The sequence below is a fragment of the Corynebacterium sp. TUM25015 genome, from assembly GCF_056393505.1.
On sequence record NZ_CM150783.1, the window covers coordinates 1,647,994 to 1,669,652 of the forward strand.

The 21,659-nt window shown below is 60.0% G+C and carries 17 protein-coding genes; 14 read left to right on the forward strand and 3 right to left on the reverse strand.

All coding sequences use genetic code 11. The annotated features are described in order from the left end of the window. Position 1 precedes the first annotated feature (1 nt). The 13 genes from recN (at position 2) to der (ending at position 15,694) form a co-directional block, all read left to right on the forward strand. Positions 2-1,708: a DNA repair protein RecN gene (recN, locus tag AC06DS_RS07460; protein WP_477100388.1), complete on the forward strand. Its 1,707-nt coding sequence runs from the start codon at positions 2-4 to the stop codon at positions 1,706-1,708. Between the two features lie 113 nt (positions 1,709-1,821). Continuing rightward, complete coding sequence (locus AC06DS_RS07465; protein ID WP_476727714.1) at positions 1,822-2,550, forward strand: hypothetical protein; 729 nt, start codon at positions 1,822-1,824, stop codon at positions 2,548-2,550. A 178-nt stretch (positions 2,551-2,728) separates the two neighbouring features. Beyond that, complete coding sequence (locus tag AC06DS_RS07470) at positions 2,729-4,414, forward strand: hypothetical protein (RefSeq protein ID WP_477100389.1); 1,686 nt, start codon at positions 2,729-2,731, stop codon at positions 4,412-4,414. 36 nt (positions 4,415-4,450) lie between these two features. Beyond that, entirely contained in the window at positions 4,451-5,653 is a 1,203-nt protein-coding gene (gene steA, locus AC06DS_RS07475) for a putative cytokinetic ring protein SteA (protein ID WP_293791159.1), read from the forward strand. Positions 5,654-5,671: 18 nt separating this feature from the next. Then, on the forward strand, positions 5,672-6,604 hold the full coding sequence (locus tag AC06DS_RS07480; RefSeq protein WP_477100390.1) for a copper transporter: 933 nt from the start codon (positions 5,672-5,674) through the stop codon (positions 6,602-6,604). A 63-nt stretch (positions 6,605-6,667) separates the two neighbouring features. Further along, the gene (locus AC06DS_RS07485) at positions 6,668-8,335 is read left to right on the forward strand and encodes a CTP synthase (RefSeq protein WP_477100391.1); all 1,668 of its coding nucleotides are present in this window, start codon (positions 6,668-6,670) and stop codon (positions 8,333-8,335) included. A gap of 25 nt (positions 8,336-8,360) precedes the next feature. Beyond that, positions 8,361-9,029, forward strand: a complete 669-nt coding sequence (locus AC06DS_RS07490) for an NUDIX domain-containing protein (RefSeq protein ID WP_477100392.1) — start codon at positions 8,361-8,363, stop codon at positions 9,027-9,029. Then, positions 9,026-9,925 (forward strand): tyrosine recombinase, encoded by a 900-nt coding sequence (locus tag AC06DS_RS07495; RefSeq protein ID WP_293791164.1) that lies wholly within the window; start codon positions 9,026-9,028, stop codon positions 9,923-9,925. The genes AC06DS_RS07490 and AC06DS_RS07495 overlap by 4 nt, the downstream gene beginning before the upstream one ends. Positions 9,926-10,000: 75 nt before the next feature. Further along, the gene (locus tag AC06DS_RS07500; protein WP_293791165.1) at positions 10,001-10,894 is read left to right on the forward strand and encodes a ParA family protein; all 894 of its coding nucleotides are present in this window, start codon (positions 10,001-10,003) and stop codon (positions 10,892-10,894) included. Between the two features lie 61 nt (positions 10,895-10,955). Beyond that, a complete protein-coding gene (locus tag AC06DS_RS07505; protein WP_477101192.1) occupies positions 10,956-11,723 on the forward strand; it encodes a segregation and condensation protein A in 768 nt (255 codons plus the stop codon). A gap of 33 nt (positions 11,724-11,756) precedes the next feature. Beyond that, positions 11,757-12,353 carry an SMC-Scp complex subunit ScpB gene (gene scpB, locus AC06DS_RS07510; RefSeq protein WP_448307725.1) on the forward strand — a complete coding sequence of 199 codons (597 nt, stop codon included), beginning with the start codon at positions 11,757-11,759 and terminating at the stop codon, positions 12,351-12,353. A 70-nt stretch (positions 12,354-12,423) separates the two neighbouring features. Continuing rightward, positions 12,424-13,296 carry a pseudouridine synthase gene (locus AC06DS_RS07515; RefSeq protein WP_293791167.1) on the forward strand — a complete coding sequence of 291 codons (873 nt, stop codon included), beginning with the start codon at positions 12,424-12,426 and terminating at the stop codon, positions 13,294-13,296. Between the two features lie 64 nt (positions 13,297-13,360). Then, positions 13,361-15,694, forward strand: coding sequence for a bifunctional cytidylate kinase/GTPase Der (gene der / locus AC06DS_RS07520; RefSeq protein WP_477100393.1), 2,334 nt, complete (start codon positions 13,361-13,363; stop codon positions 15,692-15,694). 21 nt (positions 15,695-15,715) lie between these two features. On the opposite strand, the gene trhA is transcribed toward der, so the two are convergent. Together trhA and AC06DS_RS07530 are read right to left on the reverse strand one after the other, a co-directional pair. After that, positions 15,716-16,375: a PAQR family membrane homeostasis protein TrhA gene (trhA, locus tag AC06DS_RS07525; RefSeq protein ID WP_477101193.1), complete on the reverse strand. Its 660-nt coding sequence runs from the start codon at positions 16,373-16,375 to the stop codon at positions 15,716-15,718. A 94-nt stretch (positions 16,376-16,469) separates the two neighbouring features. Beyond that, a complete protein-coding gene (locus AC06DS_RS07530; RefSeq protein ID WP_477100394.1) occupies positions 16,470-18,158 on the reverse strand; it encodes a formate--tetrahydrofolate ligase in 1,689 nt (562 codons plus the stop codon). A 139-nt stretch (positions 18,159-18,297) separates the two neighbouring features. Here AC06DS_RS07530 and AC06DS_RS07535 point away from each other — a divergent pair, with 139 nt between their 5' ends. Further along, entirely contained in the window at positions 18,298-19,764 is a 1,467-nt protein-coding gene (locus tag AC06DS_RS07535; protein WP_477100395.1) for a glyceraldehyde-3-phosphate dehydrogenase, read from the forward strand. A gap of 12 nt (positions 19,765-19,776) precedes the next feature. Here AC06DS_RS07535 and AC06DS_RS07540 read toward each other — a convergent pair whose 3' ends face one another. Continuing rightward, positions 19,777-21,405, reverse strand: a complete 1,629-nt coding sequence (locus AC06DS_RS07540) for an aspartate:alanine exchanger family transporter (RefSeq protein ID WP_293791172.1) — start codon at positions 21,403-21,405, stop codon at positions 19,777-19,779. Positions 21,406-21,659 lie beyond the last annotated feature (254 nt).

Here is a 21,659-nt window from a genome sequence, read left to right on the forward strand (position 1 = left end):
AATGCTGCACGAATTACACATTCGCAACCTCGGCGTGATTGAGGAAGCGACGGCGGAGTTTTCCACTGGCTTGAGCGTCGTCACCGGCGAAACTGGCGCTGGTAAGACGATGGTTGTGAGCTCTTTACGCTTGCTTTCGGGGAATCGCGCGGACGCTTCCCGTGTGCGAAATGGCGCTGATAAGGCCAGCGTGGAGGGTATATTCTCTGCGGATTCCCCAGCAGTAGAGGAGCTGGTGGATCAGGTCGGTGGCTATATTGACGAGGGTGAAGTGATTGCTTCGCGCACGGTCAATGCCACGGGCCGTTCCCGTGCGCACCTGGCTGGAAAGACCGTGGCGGCGGGCATGCTGGGGGAATTCGCTGGCCATGTAATTACGATCCACGGGCAGAACGATCAGATGCGACTGCTGGATCCCGTGCGCCAACTCGGCGCGTTGGATGACTATGCGGGATTGGCTGACACTGTGGCCGAGTACAGGGAAAAGCGCGCCGAATGGTTGCGCTTGGATAAGGATCTGCGCCGTCGCATGGCCGCCCGCCGCGACCTTGCCTTAGAGAGCGAAACACTCCAGCGTGCGGTGGAGGCTATCGACGACATTGATCCGCAGCCCGGCGAGGACGCTGAGGTTAAGGCGCAGATTAAGCGTTTGCAGGCCGCAGACGATATCCGTGCGGGACTTCAGCGTGCCCAAGCGGCGCTGGATGGTTTGGATGGCATGGGAACAGGCGATGACTTTGGCGATTCCGAAGGTGCCGGTGCGCTGGTATCCCAAGCAGCTAACGAACTATCCGGTTTGGTGGATCCGGACGATGAGGGAGATATTCTTTCAGATCTTGCTGACCGCCTAAATGAGGTTGGGGTGTTGCTAGGCGATATCTCCTCCGAAATCGGCCAGGCACTGTTGGACGTGCCGGACCCCGATGAACTCGACGGGCTTTTACAGCGCCAAACACAGCTACGGGAGCTGCGTAAGTACGCCGTGGACGTTGACGGTGCCCTGGCATGGCGCGATCAGGCGCGCGAGCGGCTGGAGTCGATGGACGTCTCCGATGAAGCGCTGCAGAAGCTGCAAGATGAGGTCGCCTCTGCGCGGGAAGTAGCGAGCGCGATCGCGGGCAAGCTTTCTGGGGCACGCGTGAGGGCGTCGAAAAAATTTTCCAAGGCCGTTACTGAAGAGATCCGGGGGCTGCACATGTCCGCCGAGATTCGAGTGGACGTGCGGCAGCAGGAGGAGCTCGGTCCGCATGGCCTTGATGAGGTCGAGTTTCAGCTGGTGCAGGGTGGGAATGTGAACCCTTTGGCGGGTTCGGCCTCTGGCGGTGAGCTTTCTCGCGTGATGTTGGCGCTGGAGGTTGTACTGGCTGCAGGTTCGGACGGTGGTCGCACGATGGTTTTCGATGAGGTTGATGCGGGCGTCGGTGGCAAGGCAGCTGTGGAGATTGGGCGGCGCCTGGCTAAGCTCGCGATCGAGAATCAGGTCATTGTTGTAACTCACCTGCCACAGGTCGCCGCATTTGGTGACGCCCACGTATATGTGGCTAAGGCGACGTCAAAGGATTCGGTGACCTCCTCGGTCCGTACGCTGAGCGAGGATGAACGGACAGAAGAGCTGTCTCGTATGTTGGCAGGGTTGGAGTCTGAAACGGGGCGGGCTCACGCCGAAGAGCTGATGGCGATGGCTACGGAAGCGAAAGCGGAGCTGTAGAAAATTTTTTGGCCAGCGGGCGCCGGGATGTGATCGGCGCTACAGTAGTGCTGTGTTAAGAGGGGGAGCGCGCACCCGCAGCGATCTGCGTGCAGTGTGAGGGGGCTAAGACGGTGAAACGTGTAGCGGCAAGTGTGTTTCTAATTCTTTTTGGATTCGCTTTGACTGCGTGCGGCAGCGAGGACGAGGAACCTGCCTTGACCGGTGCTTTTGCAGAAACGGAAGAGTTATCGACAAGCGACGGTCCTGTGGATAACTCGGGTTCAGGAGGGACCGAAGGCGACGGCCGTATGCTAAAACCTGAGGGGCACAAGGGGATGTGGTTCGAGACCGAGCCGACGGATCCGTGGGAGCACTATGTGTGGGCATCGCAGAAGTACGTGGGGGATCCCATCGAACTTCCGAAGCTAGAGGGGAAGGGGGATACGCAAAGTTTCCAAGGTCTTCCAGACATCTGTGATAAGCAAGTTTCAACACGCCTGAAAGAGTTAGGATTTGGTCAAGAAATATCTATTAATTCATCACTGAACTACACATGTAATTTTTTTGAGGAATCGCCGGTCAACGGATTTTTTTCTGAAGGACTATTTCAAGTTTCACTTGACGGTGATAAACAAATCGACGGTTATCGGAAAGAGGTGAACTACGCCCCTCGTCGTGAGGACGTAGTTCCCATTGGAGGTGAAGGGGAAAAGTCTAGTGAGTGTATTATTGCCAAAAATATGAGTGATGGAAGGTTGGCTATCGAGAGCCTTTCTGGGGGATCAGATAGTAGTGTTCAAGAAGTGTGTCTGTACTCAGAGTATTTCTTTCAAATTTACGACAACATAACTAATATTTGATGATTTATAGGGGTGGGGAATGATCAGGTTCGATGTTTCTGGACTAAGAGCTGTTCAGCAAAGTTTGCGATCGTCATTGATTGCGTTAAAAGGGTTGAAGACTGCCGGTCGAAGTTTAGGAAGTTACACTGGTGCACCCTCAGTTACAGGCGCTTTCTCGCAGCATCGGTCGTTTTGGGTGGGGCAATCAGGGTCTGCTGAGAACGTTCTCGATATTTTAAAATCAAATATTGAATGGCTCCAGGAGGTATTCTCCAACCAACTGGAAGGCTTCGACCTGCAGGAGTATTTCAGCAAGAAGTCCTTCGATCAGGTGAATTCCCAGGTCTCGGTCGCCGATAACAGAATGCGGAAATTTTTTATCCCAACCCGCGATTCTCGGTCGATCGACAACCTGATGTACAACCCGCCAGTGACCGTGGCGGAGGCCACGATGCCGCTGACTTCGCTCATCACGGCATTTCAGGGGGACGATTCCGCGCCACTCGCGGTCGCGGACTCTTGGGAAAACGCAGCCAAGGCGCTCAAAAACTCAATGGATAACCTCAAGAGCGCATCTACCGGCCTGGCGAACTCCTCCGAGGGTTACTCATTCGACATGGCGCGCGAAGCCATCGACGATGTCCACAAAACCGGTCTTGTCGTAGCCTCCAACACCACCGCAATGGCCGGCTCCGTCCGCCAATTCCCGCTCGTCCGCAGCACCAACCTGCAAGCACTCGAAACCATCCAAGCTACAACCTCGCTGATCGCCGACCCTGCGGAACGCCTACTCGCCGAACAAGCCGCCGTCGCCAACTTCGTTTCCTCGCAACTGCAGCCATCCCTCGAGATGGTGCGCCCTCCCGTCTCCAACCTCGGGGTTCCGATCGTTGGGCACTCTGGCGGAGGAACTCTGGACGCCACCACCGTCTCCACCGCCTCCGCACAACCGACGGTCACGCACATCAACGGCCACACACATGCTGTTGCCCCCGCAAGCGCCACAGCTCACGGCGAGCAAGCTGCCGCCGCGGCAACGAATGCACCTAATCCCACCGCAGCGACCGCAGCCACTCACGCGGCTCCGGCACCAGGTGGCCTGCACGCTCCGGCTAACACACCTGCCCCCGTCCAACCCGCAGCGGCCACAGCAGCGCCTCAGGCGCCCGGATTTGCGCCCGGAGGCATCACGTCACCGGCGCAGGCACCGGTGAGCACGCCCCACCAAGCAACCGCGGCCACCGCCACTCCAACCGTTCCCGGCCAGGGCGGTACTTCCATGCCAGGGACGGAGAACCTTATCAACGCACAGAGCCGCTTCGGAACTGGCGGCGGCGCAGCCGGGCGCTCCGGCGCGGTGAGCGAACTGGGCACCAGGGGGAATGGCTCACAGCTTCGCAGCATTAGTGGAGGCGCCGGCGCCGGAACCAGCGCAAACCCCGTCACCGGCACCCCTAAGGCGGACTTGCGAAACGTCTCCACCACGGCACCCCGCCCGAACCTCCCAGGCAGCCTGAAAACAATCTCCAGCCCTCTCAACACCCCTCACGGGGAGAACGCGCACGCGAACACTCCTAACTCCGGCAAGGGTGCAACTTCTGCGGTCCACGGAACCACTGGCGCAAAGGGCGGTGCTGGAGTGAAGGGCGGCGGGAACGTGGCGTCCACAGTAATGGGAAGAGGAACAAGCATTGGCCAAACAGGTAAGGGAGTGAAGAGTGGTCTGCGCGGGTCGTCGCTGACTTACGGCAAGCAGGATCGCTCTTACTTCCGCCGGCTTTTCCTAAGCGGTGAAGACCCACTGATTTCGGGGAAGAAGGGGCGCGATAGGAGGAAACACGACGAAACTGCGCGTCAAACGGTACGAAAGGTGATTCGTTAGGCCATTTCCCGGCGCGCCTAACGCAACACTGGCCACATGAACACCACAATGGTGGGCATGATTTTCTCCCGTAGTGACCAGCCCGGAATCAACGGCGCCACCCGTGACCTCACCGGACCCAAGGGATTTACTAAGGCCAAGATCTCCGAGGGCGACATCGCCATTGTCGACGAATCCGATATCAGCCGTGCAACCAGCCAGAAGCTCATCGACGCGCGCGTTTCCGCCGTCGTGAACGCTCAACAATTCACCACTGGACAAGTGCCGAATTTCGGCCCGCAGATGATGCTCGACGAAGGCATCCTGCTGATCGAAAACGCCGGTGAAGACCTGATTGCTAAGGTGAAGAACGGCAAGAAGGGGCGCATCGACGACGGCAAGGTCTACTACGGCGACCGCTCCATCGGCGGAGGCGAGATCCTCGACATGGATACCGCGTCCTCCCGCTTCGAAGACGCTCGCGAGGCGCTCGGCGACCACATGGAAGCGTTGTCCGGCAACATGTCCGAATTCGTCCGTTCCGAGGCTCCTCTGCTGGTCGATGGCCTCGGCATCCCGGATGTGGATGTGGACATGGACGACCGCAAGGTGCTGGTGGCAAGCCCTGACGCGCGTATCGAGCAGAAGCTCAAGGATCTGCGTTACTTCATGCGGGAGTACTCGCCGATTATCGTGGCGGTAGAAAACGCAGCCGACAGCTTGATCCAAGAGGGCTACCGTCCGAATGTGATCATTGGTGACCCGGAGAAAATCTCCAACGAAGCACTGCGCAGCGGCGCCACCGTTGTGCTGCCGGCAGACCCGGACGGGCATGCAGTGGGCTTGGAGCGCATTCAAGACCTGGGCGTGGGCGCCATGACGTTCCCCGCTGCCACGCAGAACCCGACTGATCTGGCTCTGCTGCTGGCCAACTACCACGGTGCTTCCATGGTGGTAAACCTCGGCGAGATCGAAGATCTGGATACCGTGTTCCAACGAGCACAGTCGCCGGACACTCCGTCGGCCTTGATGTCTCGTCTGCGAGTAGGGCCGCGGCTCGTTGATTCCACTGCTGTGGCCGAGCTCTACCGAGTTTCTAGGTCCGGCGGTGGCTGGATCTGGGCAATCCTGGGCATCCTGGTTGCCCTTGCCGTCATCATCGCGATTATTGGGTTCTCTGGCGATGGTGCGTTCGTGGATAACCTCATCGACACCTGGAACAGCTTTGCCCTTAGCGTGCAGGATCTGTTCAAGAGCTAGGCAGTAGACGGGATAAGTATGAGTAAAAACTCGAAAGGCTCCGCCGGCAAGGTTATCGCCGGCCTGAGTTTTGGCATCGCCGCAGGTACCGCATTGGGTTTCTTTGCCCTCGCGCCGAACGTACCGGGTGGGCCAGTAGCGAAAGATTCCTCCGCCGCGCAGCAGCTGAAGGACGAAAAAGCCGCGCGTGACAAAGCCGAGGGACAGTCTGCCGCCAGCGACAAGGTTCTCGGTTCGGTTTCGGGCCCGGCGGTGCGCAATCTCTTGCGTGGTACCTCGGTTAATCTTTTTGTTCTTCCTGACGCCGACCAGGCCAATACCGATAGCCTCAAGCGCCTAATCAAAATGGCTGGCGGCAGCGTTAACGGTGTCATCGAGCTGACAGATAAGGCACTGAGCGCAGATAGCGGTGACTCTCTGAAGTCCATTGCAGCCAACTCTTTGCCGGCGGGCGCGAAACTATCGGAAGACAAACTAGATCCCGGTATGCACACCGGCCAGCTGCTGGGAGCAGCCCTGGCAGCAGGTGACAAAGAGGCCAGCGAAACTGATCGCGGCATAGCCCTCGGTGCGTTGTCCAACGAGGATCTCATTGCCTACCAAGGAGAAGCTCCAAAAGCCGCGGATCTGGCTCTGGTCGTAGGAGGCAATACCTCTGACGACGCGGCCCATGGCAACTACAGCACCAAATTCGTAGCTGACTTTGTCGCGGGGCTGGATTCTCGCACGAAGGGCGCTGTACTCGCAGCACAGGCAGGCAGCGCGGAAGATAACGGAGCCATTGGCCAGGTTCGTGCCGATAAGGATGCGAAGGAAGCAGTCTCCACGATCGACAACGTGGACACCGTAGCCGGACGCATCGCTACCATCCGTGCGCTAGGCCAGCAAAAGGACAACAAGGCGGGGCATTATGGGGCAGCTTCGAACGCGTCAGATGCTACGCCGGAATAGGCTTGTGTTAGGCTGAAACCCCGTAGATAGCGAAGTTTAAGCGTCGTTGATTCGGGAGTTACCTTGGCCACTAATCGTGCAAAGAACAGCACTAAATTCATTTTCGTCACCGGCGGTGTGGCGTCCTCGTTGGGCAAGGGGCTCACTGCGGCCAGCCTAGGACAGCTGCTTTCCTCCCGTGGCCTGCGTGTAACGATGCAGAAGCTGGATCCGTACCTCAACGTTGATCCGGGCACCATGAACCCATTCGAACACGGCGAAGTGTTCGTCACGGAAGATGGTGCGGAGACCGACCTGGATCTCGGCCACTACGAGCGTTTCCTGGATCGCAATCTCTCCGCCGCCGGCAATGTCACCACCGGCAAGGTGTACTCCAACGTGATCGCTAAAGAGCGTCGCGGTGAGTTCCTGGGCAAGACCGTCCAGGTGATCCCGCACATCACCGATGAGATCAAGGCCGCCGTGCTGGCTATGGGACAGCCAGACAAGAATGGTCAAGCGCCAGACGTAGTGATCAGCGAAATCGGCGGTACTGTCGGTGACATCGAGTCCCAACCTTTCTTGGAGGCTATCCGCCAGGTTCGCCACGAGGCGGGTCGCGAGAACATTGCCTTCATCCACGTTTCTCTGGTTCCTTATCTCGCTCCATCTGGTGAGCTGAAGACGAAGCCGACTCAGCACTCTGTCGCAGAGCTGCGCAGCATCGGTATCGTTCCGGATGCGATCGTCCTGCGCGCTGACCGTGAAGTTCCGCAGGCTATGAAGGCCAAGATCGCCTTGATGTGTGACGTGGACGAGGATGGCGTGGTTTCTTGCCCCGACGCTCCCTCCATCTACGACATCCCGAAGGTGCTGCACTCTCAGCACCTGGATAACTACATCATCCGTCGCCTGAACTTGCCGTTCCGCGATGTGGACTGGACGACCTGGGGCAACCTACTGGAAAGCGTCCACAATCCGAACGGCGAGGTCACCATCGGCATTGTCGGCAAGTACATTGATCTACCGGACGCTTATCTGTCCGTCGCTGAAGCCATTCGCGCAGGTGGCTTTGGTGCGAATGTTCGCGCTCGCGTGAAGTGGATTGCGTCCGACGACTGCGAGACGGAAGAAGCTGCCGCTGAGGCGTTGAAGGACGTCGACGGCGTGGTTATCCCTGGTGGTTTCGGCAACCGTGGCATTGAAGGCAAAATCGGCGCCATCACCTACGCCCGGAAGAACAAGCTGCCACTGCTCGGCATCTGCCTGGGTCTGCAGTGCATCGTGATCGAGGCTGCGCGCACTGCGGGTCTCACGGATGCTTCTTCTACCGAGTTTGACGCCAACGCCTCCACTCCCGTCATCTCCACCATGGAAGAACAGAAGGCCGCTGTGTCGGGCGAGGCTGACCTGGGCGGAACCATGCGCCTCGGCGCCTACCCAGCCCACTTGGCAGAGGGATCCCTGGTCGCAGAAATGTACGGCACCACCGATGTCTCGGAGCGTCACCGCCACCGCTACGAAGTGAACAACGCCTACCGCGAGCAGATCACTGAGGGGTCCGGGTTGCAGTTCTCCGGAACCTCCCCGGACGGCACCTTGGTGGAATTCGTCGAGTACCCGAAGGACGTGCACCCATACTTTGTGGCCACCCAGGCTCACCCGGAGTACAAGTCCCGTCCGACTCGCTCCCACCCGCTGTTCCAGGGACTTGTAGACGCAGCCCTGAATCACCAGGCCGAGCGTTCCTAACCACACCCTCCTACACTGGGATGGTATGGATACACAGGGCACCAAAAGCAGCACACCGTACCGTGTCGTAGACAGCGAATTGCTGCTGGACGCACCGATTATCGGGGTGCGCCGGGACACGATCACTACCGCCACTGGAGAAGCTAAGCGAGAAATCGTGGAGCACTTCTCCGCTGTTGCCGTAGCCGCTGTGCGCGACGGTCACGTCATGATGATCCGTCAGTACCGCCACGGGGTGGGACGTCACCTGTGGGAAATCCCAGCTGGCTTGCTGGACATGGTGGGAGAAGATCCCCTTGATGCCGCTCGGCGCGAGTTGGCGGAGGAAGCTGGCCTGTGCGCGCAGACGTGGCATCTGCTGGGGGATGTTGTGACGTCCCCGGGGTTCAGCGAAGAGATGTGTCGCATCTACCTGGCTGAGGATTTGGATAGCGATCTCAGCGGCTTTGATCTCCCCGAGGCTGAGTTCGAGGAGGCGGAGATCGAGACGCGCTGGGTGCCGATCCCCGAAGCTATTGAATGGGTGCAGACGGGGAAAGTGGAAAACTCCATTGCCACTATCGCACTGCTGCACTTGGCAGCCGGTACCCGCCGCAATGTCACCGAGCCCTTTAACTATCGCTCCAGCCTTGCCGAGCGGCGCGCCGCCAGCGCTGAAGCCAAGCCGGGCACGGACATGAAGTTCATCCGTTGAGCCGCGAAGCAAACCATAAACTCGGCAGAGCCTATATCCGGCATCTAAAGACCGAACGGGACGTATCCGTACACACACTGTCGAACTACCAACGCGACCTGGATCGCTACCTGGAATGGCTGGATGCCAAGGCACTGGGAGATGTGACAGCCACAGATATCGAAGATCACCTCGTCTTTCTGCGTAAAGATCTCAACCTGGCGGCATCTTCGGCTGCTCGCGCGCTGGCGGCAATCCGCGGGTTGCATTCTTTCGCCCATGCCGACGGACGCCTCCCCTTCGATGTGGCAGCGGACGTGCCCACGCCTTCCCAGGGCAGCTCTATTCCCAAGGCGCTAAGCCTCGCACAGGTAGAAGCTCTACTGAACGCTGTGCCGGCGGGGGACGGGGCGTCGCAAATAAATATCCGCGACCGTGCGCTCCTAGAGATGCTTTACTCGACCGGGGCGCGCATCACGGAACTGCTGGACCTCGACGTCGATGATCTTGACCGGGAGCAACGCATGTTGCTGGTTCGCGGCAAGGGCGGCAAAGAGCGCATCGTTCCTCTGGGGCGCCCCGCGCTGCAGGCTGTGGAACGCTACCTGGTGCGCGCGCGTCCAAGTCTGAACAAGAAGGGCAGCCCGGCGCTGTTCCTCAACAACCGCGGGGCGCGGTTGGGTAGGCAGTCGGGCTTCAAAATCGTCGCGCAGGCAGCGGACGCGGCGGGGCTGCAGCATGTCTCGCCGCACAGTCTGCGGCACAGCTTCGCCACCCACCTGTTGGAAGGTGGCGCGGATATTCGCGTGGTGCAGGAACTCTTGGGCCATGCAAGTGTTGCGACGACACAGATCTATACCAAGGTCAGCCCTGAGCACTTGAGGGAAATTTGGGCCTCATCCCACCCCCGTACCTAGCGCGCCTGATAATCTCTAGAGTGTAATTATCGGTTGAATAGAATAATCAAGGGAAAGGGCTTGACGGGATAGCTGATGTCACGTTCACAGTCGCACGCTGATGCGTTGTTTGATAAGCCCGATCAGCGCATCGGCCTCACTGGCCGACCGATCAAGGAGCTGCCGGATCCGGAACCGCTGGATCGCCACGGCCCGGCCTCCATCATTGCGATGTGCAACCAAAAGGGCGGAGTGGGCAAGACCACCTCGACGATCAACATTGGTGCCTCGTTGGCTGCCTTCGGCCGTAAGGTTCTGCTGGTTGACCTGGACCCGCAGGGGGCGCTGTCGGCCGGATTGGGAATCAGCCACGACGAACTGGACGTGACCGTCTACAACCTTCTGGTCGATTCTTCTACTTCGATTCTGGACGCCATCCATTCCAGCCCCGTCGACGGTCTGGATGTCGTGCCGGCGAATATTGACCTGTCGGCTGCAGAGATCCAATTGGTCAACGAGGTCGGACGCGAACAAGCACTGGCCCGTGCGCTACGGCCCGTCATGCGTGACTACGACTTCATCATCGTCGACTGCCAGCCCTCCCTCGGCCTGCTGACGGTAAACGCACTGAGTTGCGCGGACTCCGTGATCATTCCCGTGGAGTCCGAGTACTTCTCGCTGCGTGGCTTGGCGCTTTTGATGGATACGGTGGACAAGGTCCGTGACCGCCTGAACTTCAAGCTGGAAGTTCTGGGCATCCTGGTGACCATGTTCGACCGCCGCACTCTGCACGCTCGTGAGGTGATGGAGCGGCTGGTGGAGGCTTTCGGGGATAAGGTCTTCGACTCCGTGATAACCCGCACTGTGCGCTTCCCGGAAACTTCCGTGGCAGGCGAGCCGATCAACACGTGGGCACCGAGCTCCTCGGGCGCTGTACAGTATTCGAACCTGGCAAAGGAAGTCATTGAGCGCGTCGCTCAGCAAATCTAATCTGCCGGAGCCCCCAGAGCAGTCCGAGCAGCCGGAACAGCCTGAGATCACCGGCTTCCGAGTGGCCCTGGCTAACTTCGACGGGCCTTTTGACCTGTTGCTGCAGCTGATCCACTCCCACAAGCTGGACATCACCGAAGTGGCCTTGGCGCAGGTCACCGACGAGTTCATTGCCTACACCAAAAACCTCAGTTCCAGCGCGGAGGACTTGGATGAAGTCACGGAATTCCTCGTCGTCGCCTCTACGTTGCTGGACTTGAAAGCCGCCCGACTGGTTCCACGCGGTGAGGTGGAAAGTGAGGAAGACCTCGCGCTGCTGGAAACCCGTGACCTTCTGTTTGCCCGTCTGCTGCAATACCGCGCGTATAAGCAGGTGGCGAGCCTTTTCGCCGAGTGGCAGCGAGATGCCGCCAGGGTGTACCCGGCCAGCCTCTCATTGGAGGAACACCATGCGAACCTGCTGCCGGAGGTGAAGATCGGAAAAACCGCAGATGAGTTCGCCGAGTTGGCCGCCGCCGTGTTCCGCCCCCGCCCCGATCATGTGGATACCGGCCACATTCACCAGGTCGCAGTGTCCGTCCCCGAACAAGCCGGGCGGATCCTCAACACGCTAAAAGTCGCCGGAGAGAACACGTGGGTAACGTTTAACGCGTTGATCGCCGATGCAGAGTTGAACATGATCGTCGTCGGGCGTTTCCTGGCACTGTTGGAACTGTACAAGGCACGCGCCATCGGCATCGAGCAGCCCGAGGCACTGCAGGAGATGTCGGTGGCCTGGACCGGGCTGGATGTCGATCCGGCAGTGGTGGCGGCCAGCAACTGGGAGTAGGCGTCATAAAGAAAGGCACGAAAGGCACACACCATGAGCGACTTGAACCCCAACCCCGCGCCGCTGCCGCAGGTCTCGGTGCTGCGCAGCCGTGTTGAATCGCTACTTCTTGTAAGCGATGAGGCAGTGACGCCCACAGAGCTCGCCCGCGTACTTTCCAACGAGGAGCACGCGGTGCCAGAAGCAGAGGTGGCGCAAATTCTGCATGAAATTGCGGCGGAATACGACGCACGCGGCAACGGTTTTGAACTGCGCGAACACGAAGGAGCTTTTCGGCTGTACACCCGGCGCTCCAACTCGGAAGTGGTAGAGGCCAAGCTGTTGGACGGCACGCAGCAGAGGCTAAGCCGCGCAGCTTTGGAGACCCTGGCGGTAGTGGCCTATCGGCAGCCCGTAACGCGTAGTCAGGTTGCGGCTGTGCGTGGCGTGAACTGCGACGGGGTGATGCGTACGCTCTCTCTGCGTGGGCTGATCGCCGAGACAGGGGAACAGGGCGGAGCGCATCTTTACTCCACCACCGAGCTCTTCCTTGAACAGATCGGCATCGAGTCGCTGGAGCAGCTTCCGGATCTGGCGCCGCTGCTGCCGGAGGTCGATAGCATCGACAGCTTGGACAATATCGACAGTTAAGTGGGGGAAAGGGTAGAATTCGGCTGGATAATTCAAGAATTTCTTTTTAGTTCGAAGGGCTAGAAACACCGTGGACACACCCGCTCGCCGAGACGGCACACCGGAGACCGCTCCGACAGACATCTATCTATCGCAGGCCAAGCCCGCTAAACGTCAGCATGTGACTGAGCAAGAGGCAGCCGCAGCCCTGAATAAGCCCGACTCGGAGAAGGCGCAGGTGCGCTTGCAAAAAGTGCTGGCTTCCGCTGGTGTAGCCAGCCGCCGGATGAGTGAGAAGCTCATCGCCGCAGGCCGAGTCGAAGTCAACGGCGAAGTCGTGGTGAAGATGGGCACTCGCATCGACCCGAGCGTGGACATTGTCCGCGTAGATGGCGAGCGCGTGCAGGTCAATGAGGAAATGGTTTACTTCGTACTCAATAAGCCGCGCGGTGTGCACTCCACAATGAGCGACGAGCTGGGACGTCCGTGTGTGGGAGACCTAGTGGGTACCCGACTGAAGGAAGGCCAAGGCCTGTTCCACGTTGGGCGCTTGGATGCGGCAACGGAGGGACTGCTGTTGCTCACAAACGACGGCGAATTGGCCAACCGTCTGATGCACCCCAAGTACGAAGTGAAAAAGACCTACATGGCCACCGTGCTGGGCGAGGCAAGCCGCAAGTTGATCCGCGAGCTAAAAGACGGCGTGGAGCTGGACGACGGCACTGCGCGTGCCGACAACGTGCAGATCGTGGACGTGTGGCAGGGCAAGTCGCTAATCAAGGTAGAACTGCACGAAGGTCGCAAGCACATCGTCCGCCGCATGCTGAAGGAGGCTGGTTTCCCAGTCCAGGCCCTGGTACGCACAAAGATTCACACCGTGCAGCTAGGGGAACAGAAGCCGGGCACGATCCGCGCACTGAACCAGGCAGAACTGCAGAGCTTGTACAAGAAGGTCGGGCTGTAAGCGCCCTAAAAGCGCTTTACAGCCGACACAAACACAAAATCAGTTAGGGAACGACCTTTTAGCCATGACGAATGCACCTTATTTTGAACCCGGCTCCGCACTAGACCAGCTCGCCCGCGTTAAAAACATTGAAGACGGTGGCCTGATTGTCGCCGTGGACGGCCCCAGCGGCACCGGCAAATCCACCGTGTGCCGTCGCTTGGCCACCGCCGCTGACGCGAAATACCTGGATACCGGAGCGATGTACCGCGTAGCTACCCTGCACGTACTGCGCCAGGGCATCGACCCTTCCGCAGACAACTCGCGTCAGGACATCATCGCCGCCACGGCAGATCTGCCATTGGAGATCAATGAAGATCCCACGTCTACAGAGGTGCTGCTAGACGGCATGGACGTGTCCGGAGAGATCCGTGGCCCCGAGGTGACCGCCCACGTATCGGCCGTCGCCGCCATCCCAGAGGTCCGCGAAAACCTTGTCGCTTTGCAGCGCTCTTTGGCTTTCGCTGCTGGGCGCTGTGTGGTCGAGGGGCGCGACATCGGCACGGTGGTGCTTAGCGACGCCCCAGTGAAGATCTTTATGACCGCCTCCGCAGAGGTTCGAGCTCATCGTCGTTACGATCAAGACCTAGCCGCTGGCCGAGACGTGGATTACGACGCGGTACTCGCGGATGTGCAGCGGCGTGATGAAGCCGATTCCTCCCGCGAGACTTCTCCGCTTCGTCCCGCCGAGGATGCGGTGATTGTGGACACCGGCGACATGGACATCGACGAGGTGCTGGAAAAGCTGGCAACGCTTGTACTCGCCAGCGCGCGTCCGGATTCCACCGAGTCTCCTTCGGAGCTGATCTTCCGTACTGCGGACGGCGAAGTGTTGGGGGAGTCCGACTTCACCGCTGCCGAGTTCTCCGAATACGACGATGACGACTTCGACGAGGGCAACGAGGCCGGACCGGATGAGTTCTTCATTACCGGCCCGGAGGATTTCACCCTTGAAGGCGGCGGCGATATGCCGGAATCCGACGAGGATTGGGAGGCCTTGGAGGAAGCCTTCGGCGTGCTGGGCGACGAGGAAGCAGAGCAAGAGGCACTGTGCACCGTCGCCATTGTGGGTCGCCCGAACGTGGGCAAGTCCACGCTGGTGAACCGATTTATCGGTCGTCGCGAGGCTGTGGTGGAGGACTTCCCGGGTGTGACCCGCGACCGTATTTCCTACTTGGGTGAGTGGTCTGGCCGCCGCTTCTGGGTACAGGACACGGGTGGTTGGGACCCCGATGCCAAGGGCATCCACGCCGCAATTGCCCGCCAGGCGGAAACCGCTATGGAGACCGCCGACGTGATCGTATTCGTGGTTGACACGAAGGTCGGCATCACCTCTACCGACGAGGTTATCGCCCGCAAGCTGCAGCGCAGCGAAGTGCCGGTGATCGTGGTCGCCAACAAGTGCGATGCCGACGCACAGCTGGGCGATGTCGCTGAGTTCTGGGCACTCGGTCTGGATAACCCGTACCCGGTGTCTGCACAGCACGGCAAGGGTGCTGCCGACGTTCTGGATCAGGTTCATAGCTCTTTCCCGGAGCACCCCCGTGAACTGTCGATTGTCTCCGGGCCGCGTCGCGTGGCACTGGTCGGCCGTCCGAACGTGGGCAAGTCCTCACTGTTGAACAAGATCACGGGCGAGGAACGATCCGTCGTCAACAATGTTGCGGGTACCACCGTTGATCCGGTTGACTCCATCGTCGAATTGGAGGAAAAGACCTGGAAGTTCGTCGACACCGCCGGCATCCGCAAGAAGACGAAGCAGGCACGCGGCCATGAATTCTACGCCTCCCTGCGCACTCGTTCCGCCATTGATGCGGCGGAGGTCGCTGTCTTTCTTGTGGACGCCAGCGAGCCCATCGCCGAACAGGATCAGCGCGTACTTCGCATGATCCTCGACTCGGGCCGTGCCCTGGTGGTGGCTTATAACAAGTGGGATCTGGTGGATGAGGACCGCCGCGAGTTGCTGGAGCGCGAAATTGAGCTGCAACTTTCCCACGTCCCGTGGGCGCGTCGCGTGAATATCTCCGCGAAGACCGGTCGTGCACTCCAGAAGTTGGAGCCGGCGATGATTGAGGCTTTGGAGAGCTGGGATCAGCGTATTTCCACCGGTCAGTTGAACACCTGGCTTCGTGCCGTGATTGCGGAGACCCCGCCGCCGATGCGTGGCGGACGCCTGCCGCGCGTGTTGTTTGCCACCCAGGCTTCCACCAAGCCGCCGGTGATCGTGCTGTTCACCACTGGTTTCCTAGAGCACGGCTACCGTCGCTTCCTGGAGCGCAAGTTGCGTGAGGCCTTCGGCTTTGAAGGTTCGCCGGTGCGTATTGCGGTGCGTGTGCGCGAGAAGAAGCGTAAGAAGTAGCACAGCGCACGCAGTCCCGCGTTAGCGCAGCACCAGGATCCAGATGGCGATGTGGTGCAGCAGCGCCGCCAGGATTGTGGCGGCGTGGAATACCTCGTGGAATCCAAACCACCGCGGGGAGGGGTTCGGCCACTGTTTGGCGTAGATGACTGCGCCAACGGAGTAGACGATTCCACCGGCCAGCATCAGCAGGCTTACAGCCAGCCCCAACTGCTGGTAGTAGCCAACGGCGCCGATGGCAGCCAGCCAACCGAGCGTGAGGTACGTGGTGGCGTCTAGCCACCGCGGGTGATCAATCCACACGAGATTCAGTACTACTGCCGCGGCGGCGGCCAGCCAGCACACGGCCAAGATCCACAGCCCGCCGGTGTTAAACCAACCCCAGCCGGTGAACCATCGTGCGCCAAAAGCGCCGACCGTCACCGGCCCGTAGGTTCCGGCGATGAAGACCGCGATCATGGCATGGTCAGCACGCCGCCAGCTGTTCACCGCGCCCTCGGAGCGCCACGGCACTCGGTGGTACAGCGCGCTGACGGTGAGCATCCCGGCCAGGCACAGGGCGTACAGCGCCGTGGCCATGGTCATCCAGGACAGGTGAAACTTGGAGGCCGCAACGAGGGTCAGTGCCGTGCCCATGCCGCCGAAATACCACGCGGCAGCGGTGTGCAGGCGACCGCGCATAAAGGGGCGGGGGCCGCGGTCGAAAACAGGACGTGGAGGCTTCTTCGTGAGAACTTGAGTTTCTTGCACGAAAGAAAGCCTACGTCAATGCACGTTAGAACAAGCCCGAAATGACTCCACTCTCGTCCACGTCAATGCGCTCAGCCGCGGGCTTCTTCGGCAAACCAGGCAGTGTCATGACGTCACCGGTCATGGCCACTACGAAGCCTGCGCCGATGCGTGGCACCAGCTCGCGGACGTGCAGCGTGTGTCCACTGGGCGCGCCGAGTGCGCTGGGGTTGTCGCTGAAGGAGTATTGAGTCTTTGACACGCACACTGGCAACTTGTCCCAGCCGTTCTCCTTCAAGAACGCCAAATCCTTCAAGGCCTTCGGGCCGAACTGGACGCCCGCTGCGCCGTAGATCTCCGTGGCAATCGTGTGCAAAGTGGCTTCCACGCCATCGACTGGCTGATAAATCTGGTGGCTGGAGCTAGGGGCGTCATCACCAGAAGCGCCATCGACGACCTCCAACACGGCAGAGGCTAGATCCGCTGCACCGGCACCGCCCTCGGCCCACACATTGCACTCGACGACACGCACGCCGAACTGCTCGCCCCACTCGACGATCTGCTGGCGATCCGTAGCGCTGTCGGTACTAAATAGGTTCAGCGCCACCACCGGCTCCACGCCGAACTTGCGGATATTGCTGACGTGGCGCTCCAGATTGGACAGTCCAGCCTTCAGTACCGAATCGCCGTTGTGCTTTAGCGAACGAATAGTGGCCACGACCACGGTCGCGGCGACATCGAGGCCACCGGCGCGAGCCTTGATATCGAAGAACTTCTCCGCACCCAGGTCACTGCCGAAGCCGGCTTCGGTAAGCACGACCTCCGACAAGTCCAGCGCCGTCGTCGTCGCGATCAGCGAGTTACAGCCATGCGCGATGTTGGCAAAAGGCCCGCCGTGCACCAGCGCCGGCGTGCCACCCAGTGTCTGCACCAGGTTCGGGTTGATCGCGTCGCGCAACAGGGCAGTAATCGCACCTGCGCACTTCAGATCACCCGCCGTCACGGGCTTGCGGTCGTAGGTTTGACCCACCACGATGCGTCCGATGCGCTTCTTCAAATCCTTCAAGTCGGTGGCCAGGCACAGGATCGCCATGATCTCGCTGGCTGCCGTGATGTCGAACCCGCCCTCGCGCGGGGTGCCCTGACCCGGCCCGCCCAGCCCCGAGACGACGTGGCGCAGCGAGCGGTCGTTAACGTCCAGGCAGCGTCGCCAGGTCACCCGTCGCGGGTCAATGCCTAGCGCGTTGCCGTGCTGCACGTGGTTGTCGACCATCGCAGCTAGGGTGTTCGTCGCTGCGGTGATGGCGTGCATATCACCGGTGAAGTGCAGGTTGATGTCCTCCATCGGCACGATCTGCGCATAGCCGCCGCCCGCTGCACCGCCCTTGATACCCATGACTGGTCCCTGGGAGGGCTCGCGGATCGCCACCATCGTCTGGCGCCCGGCAGCGCGCACGGCATCGGCCAGGCCGATCAAAACGGTGGACTTGCCCTCGCCGGCGGGTGTTGGGCTCATTGCCGTCACGAGTACGAGCTTGCCCTTTTTATTGACGCCCTCACGCTCCGCCTTCAACGTGGGAACATCGATCTTGGCCTTGGTTCGGCCATAGGGGATAAGAGCGGCTTCCGGGATGCCGGCTCGTTCTGCGATTGTGGTGATGGGCTCCAGGGTGTGAGCTTGGGCGATGTCTACATCGCTGGGCTGAGGATTGCTCGTTGCAGAAGAATTACTCATATTCCCAGAATAAACGTCTACCCCTGTAAGCCCCCGAATTAATGGGTGTAGGGGAGGAGGACACTAGACTCTAGGGGGTAAGCGGGTGACCCCCGATGTTTTCTAAAACGATCCCCTCCAGTGAGGTAGTGAGGTATAGATGACCGACAACGCACCGACCACCAGCGATCTGCACAGCGACTGGAATGAACGCCTAGCTTTGGCTCAGGAAATGCTACCGCTGATCAGCCGCCTGCACCGCGACAAGAACGTCGTGACTTCGATCTTTGGCCGCCTGCTGGTGAACGTCACTGATATCGACATCATCAAGTCTCACCGCTATGCCCGCCGCGTGGTGGAGAAGGAACTGCCGCTGGAGCAGACCCTGCCGGTACTGCGTGAACTGGTGGAAATGGACTTGGGCACCGCTTCCATCGACATCGGATCCCTGGCTAGCCGCTACAACAAGAACTCGGAGGGTTTGACCCTGCGCGAGTACCTGGAGCGTGAGCTGGCACAGGTCATCGGCGGCCCGGAGAACGTCGAGCCCCGCGACGTCGTCCTCTACGGTTTTGGCCGTATTGGTCGCCTGCTGGCCCGCATCCTGGTTTCCCGCGAGGCAACCTACGGTGGCGCCCGCCTGCGCGCCGTCGTCGTCCGTTCCAAGGGCGAGGGCGACCTGATCAAGCGTGCCTCCCTGCTGCGCCGTGACTCCGTTCACGGTGCCTTCGATGGCACCATCACCACGGATGAAGAGAACAACACAATCTGGGCAAACGGCACCCCGATCAAGATCATCTACGCCAACAACCCCGCGGAGATCGACTACACCAGCTACGGCATTAACGATGCGATCGTGGTGGACAACACCGGCGTGTGGCGCGACCGCGACGGTCTGTCCCAGCACCTCGAGTCCAAGGGCGTATCCAAGGTTCTGCTGACTGCCCCGGGCAAGGGTGACATCAAGAACATCGTTTATGGCATCAACCACGGTGACATCACAGAGGATGATCGCATCCTGTCTGCGGCGTCCTGCACCACCAATGGCATCACGCCAGTGCTGAAGGCCATCAACGATCGCTACGGTGTGCAGCACGGTCACGTCGAGACCGTTCACTCCTTCACTAACGACCAGAACCTCATCGATAACTTCCACAAGGGCGATCGCCGTGGCCGCGCTGCAGGTCTGAACATGGTGCTCACCGCCACCGGTGCAGCGAAGGCCGTGGCAAAGGCTCTACCGGAGTTCGCCGGCAAGCTAACGGGCAACGCCATCCGCGTTCCCACCCCGGACGTTTCCATGGCTGTGCTGAACCTGACCCTGGACAAGGAAGTCGAGGCCGACGAGGTAAACAACTTCTTGCGCCGCGTTTCCCTGCACTCCACGCTGCGTCAGCAGATCGACTTCATCAAGTCCCCGGAGGTTGTGTCCACCGACTTCGTTGGCACCACCCACGCCGGCATCGTCGATGGACTGGCCACCATCGCTAACGGTAACCACCTGGTGCTGTACGTCTGGTACGACAACGAGTTCGGCTACTCCAACCAGGTGATCCGCATTGTTGAGGAGATCGCAGGAGTGCGTCCGCGGGTTCTGCCGCAGCGCGCAGCTGCCCTGGACCTCTAAGACCGGGTGCTGCTAGAGCAGCATCAGTAGTAGCACCTGGCAGCCGATGATCTTGCCGATCATCGCTGCTGGGTACACCGTGGCATAGCCGCGCATGGGTAGCTCTGTGCCCGATTGATCGTTGAGGTAGCTAATCACTGCGGGGTTGGTAGAGACGCCCGCAGCCATGCCCATCGCTTCATCCCATTTGAGGCGCAGCAGCCACATACCGCCCAGGCCACAGACAAGCGCCGAGACGACGGTGATGATAAAGCCCAGCGCAATGTAGCTGAGCGACGTGATATCCGTCAGCGCATCGCGGAAGCCCGTGCCAGCGATGGTGCCAACACCTGCCAGGAAGATGGCCAGTCCAAGGCTGCTGAGGGCCTTGTTCGCGTGATAAGGGATCTGCCAACCGATGGGGCCGGTGCGGGCAAGCGCGCCGAACACGAGACCCATGACAATGGGGCCACCGCCGAAGCCCAGATTGAGTGTGGCGCCTCCGGGCAGGGGGATGGGGATCGCGCCGATAAGCAAACCGATGGCTAGGCCGAGAGTAAACGGCAGCAAATTGACATCTGCGAGGGAGCGCTCCGAATCGCCCAAGAGCTGAGAAACCTCGTCGATGCGGTGCTTAGGAGTGACCACACGGACGCGGTCGGAGTAATGCAGTACATCGTCTGGGCCCGGAACCAGGTCTTCGTCGCCGCGACGAATGCGGGCGATGATGAAGCCATGGCTGATCGGATCAATGTCCTTGATGCTGCGCCCGGCGATGTTGGGGTTTGAAACGGTAATGCGGCGGTAGCCGATGTAGGAGCTGTCGATGTCGATATCGACCTCCTCACCGAGCGCAGCAGTGGCTTTATCCAGAGAGTCGGGTGTGCCGGTAATCACGACGATCATGCCGGGGAAGACCTCGGCATCTGGGTAGGCCAGCTTGTGGTCCTTTTCTTGCACATCCTCAGTGGCGTGGTGTGGTCGCACCAGACGGGTGACGATGATTTTTGTGTCAGCGATGGTGCGCAGGTCACGTACGCAGCCCGTAATGCCGTCTCGCAGGCGGATGCCACGGTGCTCCAGTGGAGCATGCAGAACGTCCTCGTCGATAGCGTCCTGTCGGTGGTTAACTTTGAGAAGCTTCGTACCGATGGCTGCAACTGCGATGGCTCCCAGCACGCCACCGGGATAGGCTAGGGAGTAACCGACAACTGGGTGAGCAGCCAACTCCGGGTTGGTGCCCTCCAACATATCCACGACAGCCGCCATACCAGGTGTCGAAGTCAGTGCAGCAGCGAAGGAACCGGTCGCGGTGGCGGCCTCCACACCAAACAGCGGCACCAGTAGCCACGTCATGCCCATGAGGCCGACGAGGAGTACGACCACAAAGAGGAGCATGCGCCATCCGCGACGGCGGAAATCGGCAAAGAAGGCATGGCCAGCCGTTAGACCGATGGCATAGACAAAGATCGCCAAACCGAATTGGAACAGCAGCGGGGGAAGCTGGATGTTGGGATCCAGGGTGGAGAAGATGATGGCGACGAAAAGGATTGCCGCTGTGCCCAGCGACATTCCGCCCAAGCGGATCTTGCCGATAGCGAAGCCGAGGGCGAGGATTATGACGAGGGCGATGAGTGGATTCTCTGCGAGGAAGGCCAACATGAAAACGATCCTATAAAGAAATCCCCGCCCACACGAGGTGGGCGGGGATTCAGGAGAAACCTCAGGTGGAGAGACTTCTTACTTGCCGGAAATCAGACCGGCCAGACCTGCGATAGCGGAGCTGATCAGGCCGACAAGACCTTGGAAAAAGCTTGCAATCAGTTCAATCATGGGAGTGATCCTTTCTGTGTGTAGTGACTGACGCTAAGGGTTTATGTGGGTTTGTTTAGCGCCTTCACCAATACAAACGATTC

Bases quoted from the DNA above. Each gene is read 5' to 3' on its own strand.
- AC06DS_RS07540 (WP_293791172.1), bottom strand. From the start codon at position 21,405: ATGTTGGCCTTCCTCGCAGAGAATCCACTCATCGCCCTCGTCATAATC.
- der (WP_477100393.1), top strand. From the start codon at position 13,361: ATGACGAATGCACCTTATTTTGAACCCGGCTCCGCACTAGACCAGCTC.
- AC06DS_RS07535 (WP_477100395.1), top strand. From the start codon at position 18,298: ATGACCGACAACGCACCGACCACCAGCGATCTGCACAGCGACTGGAAT.
- recN (WP_477100388.1), top strand. From the start codon at position 2: ATGCTGCACGAATTACACATTCGCAACCTCGGCGTGATTGAGGAAGCG.
- AC06DS_RS07490 (WP_477100392.1), top strand. From the start codon at position 8,361: ATGGATACACAGGGCACCAAAAGCAGCACACCGTACCGTGTCGTAGAC.
- steA (WP_293791159.1), top strand. From the start codon at position 4,451: ATGAACACCACAATGGTGGGCATGATTTTCTCCCGTAGTGACCAGCCC.
- scpB (WP_448307725.1), top strand. From the start codon at position 11,757: ATGAGCGACTTGAACCCCAACCCCGCGCCGCTGCCGCAGGTCTCGGTG.
- trhA (WP_477101193.1), bottom strand. From the start codon at position 16,375: ATGCGCGGTCGCCTGCACACCGCTGCCGCGTGGTATTTCGGCGGCATG.
- AC06DS_RS07480 (WP_477100390.1), top strand. From the start codon at position 5,672: ATGAGTAAAAACTCGAAAGGCTCCGCCGGCAAGGTTATCGCCGGCCTG.
- AC06DS_RS07530 (WP_477100394.1), bottom strand. From the start codon at position 18,158: ATGAGTAATTCTTCTGCAACGAGCAATCCTCAGCCCAGCGATGTAGAC.
- AC06DS_RS07500 (WP_293791165.1), top strand. From the start codon at position 10,001: ATGTCACGTTCACAGTCGCACGCTGATGCGTTGTTTGATAAGCCCGAT.